Genomic DNA, 7,014 nt, shown 5'->3' with positions numbered 1-7,014 from the left:
CTCTATGTCTTGGATTTGGGGGCTCGGGGTATTGGTGAGAGTGGTGATCGCATTGTGCGCGCTTCGCGCTCAAGCGGGAGCAAGCTCCCTCGCCACAGGTTCTTCTCCTGCCACAGGTTTTTCCCTACTACAGGTTCTTCTCTACCACCGGGGTGCTTCCTTGTTCCCAGGTTCTTCCTTACCACAGGTTCTTCCTCTCCATGGGGTTGGCTATGGGGGGCCGCTTCGCGGCCCAGCGGGGATAAATCCCCTCGCCACAAAGAGGGGCGGGTATAAATCCTCTCACCACAAAGGGGGGGATAAATCCCCCTCACCACAAAAGCGCGTGCGGGATTGGCTGAGCTCTGTATTACCCGCAAAAAACCACTTTCCTGCAGACGAAAAAAAAGACCTTGAATTTCAAGGTCTTTCTTTAAGATGGTGCCCCGAGGGAGACTCGAACTCCCACTCCTTTCGAAAACGGATTTTGAATCCGCCGCGTCTACCAATTCCGCCATCAGGGCTCAATGGCGGCGAAGTATAGAGAGGTGACTACCGTTGGTCAATCACGTTTCATGGTGAATTTTTGATATTTCCGCTAGACTTTCCGGCCCTGCTAGACGAACCCCATCATGCGTGTTGCTGACTTTACCTTCGAACTCCCGGATTCGCTGATCGCTCGCCACCCTCTGGCCGAGCGTCGCGCCAGTCGACTGTTGACCCTGGATGGGGTCAGCGGTGCCATGGCTCACCGTCAATTCACTGATTTGCTTGAGCATTTGCGCCCGGGCGATTTGATGGTGTTCAACAATACCCGGGTGATTCCGGCACGCTTGTTTGGCCAGAAGGCCTCCGGCGGCAAGCTGGAGATTCTGGTGGAGCGGGTGCTGGACAGCCATCGCGTGCTGGCCCATGTGCGGTCGAGCAAGTCGCCCAAGCCCGGTTCGTCGATCTTGATCGACGGCGGCGGTGAGGCGCGGATGGTGGCGCGGCATGATGCGTTGTTCGAGCTGGAATTTGCCGAAGAGGTGTTGCCGCTGCTCGACCGTGTCGGGCACATGCCGTTGCCTCCTTATATAGACCGCCCGGACGAAGGTTCGGACCGCGAGCGGTATCAGACCGTGTACGCGGAGCGCCTGGGGGCGGTGGCGGCGCCGACGGCGGGGCTGCATTTTGATCAGCCGTTGCTGGAGGCGATTGCCGCCAAGGGCGTGGAGACCGCGTTCGTGACGCTGCACGTCGGCGCCGGGACGTTCCAGCCGGTGCGCGTCGAGCGCATCGAAGATCACCACATGCACAACGAATGGCTGGAAGTCAGCCAGGAAGTGGTCGATGCCGTGGCGGCCTGTCGCGCGCGCGGCGGGCGGGTGGTGGCGGTGGGGACCACCAGCGTGCGCTCCCTGGAAAGCGCCGCCCGCGATGGCGTGCTCAAGCCGTTCAGTGGCGACACCGATATCTTTATCTACCCGGGCCGGCCGTTTCATGTGGTCGATGCCCTGGTCACCAACTTTCATTTGCCTGAATCCACGCTGTTGATGCTGGTTTCGGCGTTCGCCGGTTATCCCGAAGCCATGGCCGCCTACAAGGCCGCCGTCGAGCATGGATACCGCTTTTTCAGCTACGGTGATGCGATGTTCATCACCCGTAACCCCGCGCCCCGCGGACCCGAGGAAACAGTATGAGTCGCACCTGTCGCATGTCCTTCGAGTTGCTCGCCACCGATGGCAAGGCTCGTCGCGGTCGTCTGACCTTCCCCCGCGGTACCGTGGAAACCCCCGCGTTCATGCCGGTGGGCACCTACGGCACGGTCAAGGGCATGCTGCCGCGTGACATCGAGGCGATTGGCGCGGAGATCATCCTCGGTAACACCTTCCACCTGTGGCTGCGCCCGGGCATGGAAGTGATCAAGGCCCACGGCGACCTGCACGATTTCATGCAGTGGAAAGGCCCGATCCTGACCGACTCCGGCGGCTTCCAGGTGTTCAGCCTGGGCGCGATGCGCAAGATCAAGGAGGAGGGCGTGACCTTCGCTTCTCCGGTGGACGGTTCCAAGGTGTTCATGGGGCCGGAAGAGTCGATGCAGGTGCAGCGCGACCTGGGCTCGGACATCGTGATGATCTTCGACGAATGCACGCCGTACCCGGCCGATGAAGACGTGGCGCGGGTGTCCATGGAACTGTCGTTGCGCTGGGCCCAGCGGTCGAAGAATGCCCATGGCGAAAACACGGCGGCGCTGTTCGGTATCGTCCAGGGCGGCATGCACCGCGACCTGCGCATGCGCTCGCTCGAAGGCCTGGACAAGATCGGCTTCGACGGCCTGGCGATTGGCGGCCTGTCGGTGGGCGAGCCCAAGCACGAGATGATCAAGGTGCTCGATTACCTGCCGGGCGAGATGCCGGCTGACAAACCTCGTTACCTTATGGGCGTTGGCAAACCGGAAGATCTGGTTGAGGGTGTGCGCCGCGGTGTGGACATGTTCGATTGCGTGATGCCAACCCGTAATGCCCGCAATGGGCATCTGTTCATCGACACCGGTGTGCTGAAGATCCGTAACGCGTTTCATCGCCATGATAATTCGCCGCTGGATCCGACTTGCGATTGCTACACCTGCCAGAACTTCTCCCGCGCTTATCTGCATCATTTGGACAAGTGCGGCGAAATGCTCGGCAGTATGCTCAATACCATCCACAATTTGCGCCATTATCAGGTGCTTATGGCTGGTTTGCGCGAGGCTATCCAACAAGGTACATTGGCCGCCTTTGTCGAGGCCTTCTATGCCAAGCGCGGGTTGCCTGTTCCGCCTTTGGACTGAGTTTTCCGATCCCTAGATTCAATACTTGCAACTGGAGTGCTAAATGAGCTTTTTTATCTCTAATGCCATGGCTGACGCGGCTGCACCGGCTGCTGGCCCTATGGGCGGTGGTTTCGAGTGGATTTTCCTGGTCGGCTTCCTGGTCATCTTCTACCTGATGATCTGGCGTCCACAGGCCAAGCGCGCCAAAGAGCAGAAGAACCTGCTCAGCAGCCTGCAAAAGGGCGATGAAGTGGTCACCACCGGCGGCATCGCTGGCAAGATCACCAAAGTGGCCGATGACTTCGTGGTACTGGAAGTGTCCGACACTGTTGAAATGAAGTTCCAGAAGGGCGCCATCGCGGCCACGCTGCCAAAAGGCACGCTGAAAGCGATCTAAGTAACAACTTCTTTTCAATCGACGGGGCGCGCAAGGCGCCCCGCGTCATAAGCGGGCGGCGTGATGCTGAACAAATACCCTCTGTGGAAATATGTACTGATCCTGGCGGTGCTGGCGGTCGGTCTGATTTATTCCGCTCCCAATCTATACCCGGATGACCCGGCCATTCAGGTCAGTGGCGCAAGCACTGCGCTGCAGGTCACCCAGGCCGATCTGGACCGTGCGAGCGCTGCGCTCAAGGCGTCCAATATCGAGGTCAAGGCTGCGTCCATCGCCGAAAACGGCAAGGGCGGCCTGTTGCGCCTGGTCAAGTCTGAAGACCAACTGCCAGCCAAGGACGTGGTCCGCAAGGCGTTGGGCGACGATTACGTGGTGGCCCTGAACCTGGCCCAGACCACCCCGCAATGGCTGCGCAACCTCGGCGCGCATCCGATGAAGCTGGGTCTGGACTTGTCCGGTGGTGTGCACTTCCTGCTGGAAGTGGACATGGACAAAGCCCTCGACGCGCGGATGAAAGTCTACGAAGGCGACGTCAAGAGCCTGTTGCGCAAGGACCGCGTGCGTTATCGCAGCCTGCCGCCACTCGACGGTGCTATTCAGCTGGGCTTCAGCGATGAAGATACCCGCGAGCAGGCCCGTGCGCTGATCCGCAAGAATTTCAACGATTTCGACATTGTGCCGGCCGACCTCAATGGTCAGGCGGTGCTGCGTCTGGCGATGACCCCGGCCAAGCTGGCGGAAATCCGCGAATACTCCATCAAGCAGAACTTGACCACGGTGCGTAACCGCGTCAACGAGCTGGGTGTGGCCGAGCCGATCGTGCAGCGCCAGGGCGCCAACCGCATCGTGGTTGAGCTGCCAGGCGTGCAGGACACTGCCGAAGCCAAGCGTATCCTCGGCAAGACCGCCAACCTGGAATTCCGCCTGGCCGCTGAGCCGGGTGCTTCCAAGGCTACTTCCGAGAGCTTCGAGTTCCGCGAGGGCGGTCGTCCGGCGGCGCAGATCGAGCGTGGCCTGATCATCACCGGTGACCAGGTGACCGACGCCCAGGCGGGCTTCGACGAGCAGGGTCGTCCACAGGTGAACATTCGCCTGGACGGCCATGGCGGCGAACTGATGAGCCGCGCCACGCGCAGCAACGTCGGTCGCAGCATGGCGGTGATCTTCATCGAGCAGAAACCGACCACCACCTACACCAAGCAAGTGGTCAACGGCGTCGAGAAAGACGTACCGGTGCAGACCTTCAAGGAAGAGAAGAAGATCATCAGCCTGGCGACCATCCAGTCGCCACTGGGCAGCCAGTTCCGCATCACCGGCCTGAACGGCCAGGGTGAATCCTCGGAACTGGCCCTGCTGCTGCGTGCCGGTGGCCTGGCCGCGCCGATGTACTTCGCGGAAGAACGCACCATCGGCCCGAGCCTGGGTGCCGACAACATCACCAAGGGTGTCGATGCATCCCTGTGGGGCATGCTGTTCGTGTCGCTGTTCATCATCGCCATCTACCGCTTCTTCGGCATCATCGCCACCGTCGCGCTGGCGGTGAACATGGTGCTGCTGCTGGCCTTGATGTCGTTGCTGGGCGCTACGCTGACCCTGCCGGGTATCGCCGGTATCGTCTTGACCATGGGCATGGCGGTGGACGCCAACGTGCTGATCTTCTCGCGGATACGTGAAGAGATCGCCGCGGGCATGTCGATCCAGCGGGCAATCAACGAAGGCTTCGGCCGGGCGTTCACTGCGATTATCGACTCCAACCTGACCACGTTGCTGGTCGGCGGGATTCTCTTTGCCATGGGCACCGGCCCGGTCAAGGGCTTCGCAGTGACCATGTCCCTCGGGATCTTTACCTCGATGTTCACAGCCATTCTGGTGACCCGTGCAATGGTCAACCTGATTTATGGTGGCCGTGACTTCAAGAAGTTGTGGATTTAAGGGGCTGCCATGTTACGTACAATCAACTTCATGGGCGTTCGCAACATTGCGTTCGGCGTCACATTGTTTCTCACGGTCCTGGCGTTGTTCAGTTGGGCCACCAAGGGCCTGAACTACGGCCTGGACTTCACCGGCGGTACGCTCATCGAGCTGACCTACGAGCGTCCGGCCGACGTCACCAAGGTGCGTGAGCAACTGGCGACCTCGGGCTACAGCGACGCCATCGTGCAGAGCTTTGGCGCAACGACTGACCTGTTGGTGCGTATGCCCGGTGAAGACCCGCAATTGGGTCACCAGGTAGCCGAGGCCTTGCAGAAGGCCGGCGGCGACAACCCGGCCCAGGTCAAGCGTGTCGAGTTCGTCGGCCCGCAAGTGGGTGAAGAGCTGCGCGACCAGGGCGGCCTCGGCATGCTCTTGGCGCTGGGCGGCGTGATGCTCTACCTGGCCTTCCGCTTCCAGTGGAAGTTCGCAGTGGGCGCGATTGTCTCGCTGATCCACGACGTGATCGTGACCGTGGGCATCCTGTCGTTCTTCCAGATCACCTTCGACTTGACGGTGCTGGCGGCGGTGTTGGCGATCATCGGTTACTCGCTCAACGACACCATCGTGGTGTTCGACCGGGTGCGTGAAAACTTCCGAGTGCTGCGCAAGGCGTCCTTGATCGAGAACATCAACATCTCGACCACCCAGACCCTGTTGCGGACCATGGCGACGTCGATCTCCACCTTGCTGGCGATTGCCGCGCTGCTGTTCTTCGGCGGCGACAACCTGTTCGGTTTCTCCATTGCGCTGTTCATTGGTGTGATGGCGGGTACTTACTCGTCGATCTACATCGCCAACGTGGTGTTGATCTGGCTGAACCTGAGCACCGAGGATCTGATTCCTCCTGCGGTCACTGACACGGAAGTGGACGATCGCCCGTAAGGCTTCGGTTCCACCCGTCACAGCTGAAAAGGCGCGAGTTGAACTCGCGCCTTTTTTTGTGCTCCAAGGCTGGGAGAAGCGCGGATTAATCCGCTTGTGATGGTCAGGAGGTTCAAGTGAACAAATCGATGCTGGTTGGTGCGGTATTGGGTGCTGTCGGTGTAACTGCCGGTGGTGCGGTCGCCACCTACAGCTTGGTAAAAAGTGGCCCTGAGTATGCGCAAGTATTGGCCGTGGAGCCGGTCAAGACCCAAATCAAGACCCCGCGTGAAGTGTGCAAGGACGTCACCGTGACTCGGCAGAAGCCAGTCCAGGACCAGCACCAGATCGCCGGTACCGTGCTGGGTGCCGTAGCCGGTGGCCTGCTGGGTAACCAGATCGGCGGCGGCAACGGCAAGAAAATCGCCACCGTGGCGGGTGCGGCCGGTGGTGGTTATGCCGGTAACAAGATTCAGGAAGGCATGCAGGAACGCGACACCTACACCACCACCCAAACGCGCTGCAACACGGTCAATGACATCAGCGACAAGGTGGTAGGCTACGACGTTCGCTACATGCTCGACGGCAAAGAAGGCAAAGTCCGCATGGACCGCGACCCGGGCAACCAGATCCCGGTAAGCAAGGAAGGCCAACTGATCCTGGGCCAGAACGAACCGGCCCAATGATCCAGCCGCTATAAAAAAAGCACCCTTCGGGGTGCTTTTTTATGCTCGTATTTTATGCCTCATCCCAGCTCCCACACTGGATCTGCGGCAGACTCCGATTTCCCGGCTACACAAACCTCCTCTGTGGGAGCAAGCTTTGCTCCCACAGGCTTTGCTCTTGAAAACTTGCAGATAATTGGAGGTATGTCGAAATCCGGGCATAAAAAGGCACCCTTCGGGGTGCTTTTTTGTGCCCCTATTTTATGCCCCATCCAGCTCCCACACTGGATCTGCGGCAGACTTCGATTTCCCGGCTACCCAAACCTCCTCTGTGGGAGCAAAGC

Annotated in this window: 6 protein-coding genes and 1 tRNA gene; 6 read left to right on the top strand and 1 reads right to left on the bottom strand. The window is 60.0% G+C overall.

What is annotated here, in order from left to right; translation table 11 throughout:
* Positions 1-418: 418 nt before the first annotated feature.
* Positions 419-503, bottom strand: a tRNA-Leu gene (locus B0E42_RS28275).
* 108 nt (positions 504-611) lie between these two features.
* Here B0E42_RS28275 and queA point away from each other — a divergent pair.
* The 6 genes from queA to B0E42_RS28245 all read left to right on the top strand — a co-directional run bounded on the left by queA (position 612) and on the right by B0E42_RS28245 (position 6,691).
* The gene (gene queA / locus B0E42_RS28270; protein ID WP_018607457.1) at positions 612-1,661 is read left to right on the top strand and encodes a tRNA preQ1(34) S-adenosylmethionine ribosyltransferase-isomerase QueA; all 1,050 of its coding nucleotides are present in this window, start codon (positions 612-614) and stop codon (positions 1,659-1,661) included.
* A 14-nt stretch (positions 1,662-1,675) separates the two neighbouring features.
* Complete coding sequence (gene tgt / locus B0E42_RS28265; RefSeq protein WP_168188549.1) at positions 1,676-2,791, top strand: tRNA guanosine(34) transglycosylase Tgt; 1,116 nt, start codon at positions 1,676-1,678, stop codon at positions 2,789-2,791.
* A 43-nt stretch (positions 2,792-2,834) separates the two neighbouring features.
* Positions 2,835-3,170: a preprotein translocase subunit YajC gene (gene yajC, locus B0E42_RS28260; protein ID WP_007982729.1), complete on the top strand. Its 336-nt coding sequence runs from the start codon at positions 2,835-2,837 to the stop codon at positions 3,168-3,170.
* A gap of 63 nt (positions 3,171-3,233) precedes the next feature.
* Complete coding sequence (secD, locus tag B0E42_RS28255; RefSeq protein WP_077508634.1) at positions 3,234-5,102, top strand: protein translocase subunit SecD; 1,869 nt, start codon at positions 3,234-3,236, stop codon at positions 5,100-5,102.
* A gap of 9 nt (positions 5,103-5,111) precedes the next feature.
* Positions 5,112-6,026 carry a protein translocase subunit SecF gene (gene secF / locus B0E42_RS28250; protein ID WP_018607451.1) on the top strand — a complete coding sequence of 305 codons (915 nt, stop codon included), beginning with the start codon at positions 5,112-5,114 and terminating at the stop codon, positions 6,024-6,026.
* A gap of 116 nt (positions 6,027-6,142) precedes the next feature.
* Positions 6,143-6,691: a glycine zipper 2TM domain-containing protein gene (locus B0E42_RS28245; RefSeq protein ID WP_018607449.1), complete on the top strand. Its 549-nt coding sequence runs from the start codon at positions 6,143-6,145 to the stop codon at positions 6,689-6,691.
* The last annotated feature ends 323 nt before the right edge of the window (positions 6,692-7,014 follow it).

The organism is Pseudomonas sp. A25(2017), from assembly GCF_002001065.1.
Taxonomy (GTDB): Bacteria; Pseudomonadota; Gammaproteobacteria; order Pseudomonadales; family Pseudomonadaceae; genus Aquipseudomonas; species Aquipseudomonas kilonensis.
Note: the sequence above shows the minus strand (reverse complement) of the source record. Positions and strands in the feature narration are given on the sequence as shown.

Coding starts and splice junctions, on each gene's coding strand:
- queA (WP_018607457.1), top strand. CDS start 612: ATGCGTGTTGCTGACTTTACCTTCGAACTCCCGGATTCGCTGATCGCT.
- tgt (WP_168188549.1), top strand. CDS start 1,676: ATGTCCTTCGAGTTGCTCGCCACCGATGGCAAGGCTCGTCGCGGTCGT.
- yajC (WP_007982729.1), top strand. CDS start 2,835: ATGAGCTTTTTTATCTCTAATGCCATGGCTGACGCGGCTGCACCGGCT.
- secD (WP_077508634.1), top strand. CDS start 3,234: ATGCTGAACAAATACCCTCTGTGGAAATATGTACTGATCCTGGCGGTG.
- secF (WP_018607451.1), top strand. CDS start 5,112: ATGTTACGTACAATCAACTTCATGGGCGTTCGCAACATTGCGTTCGGC.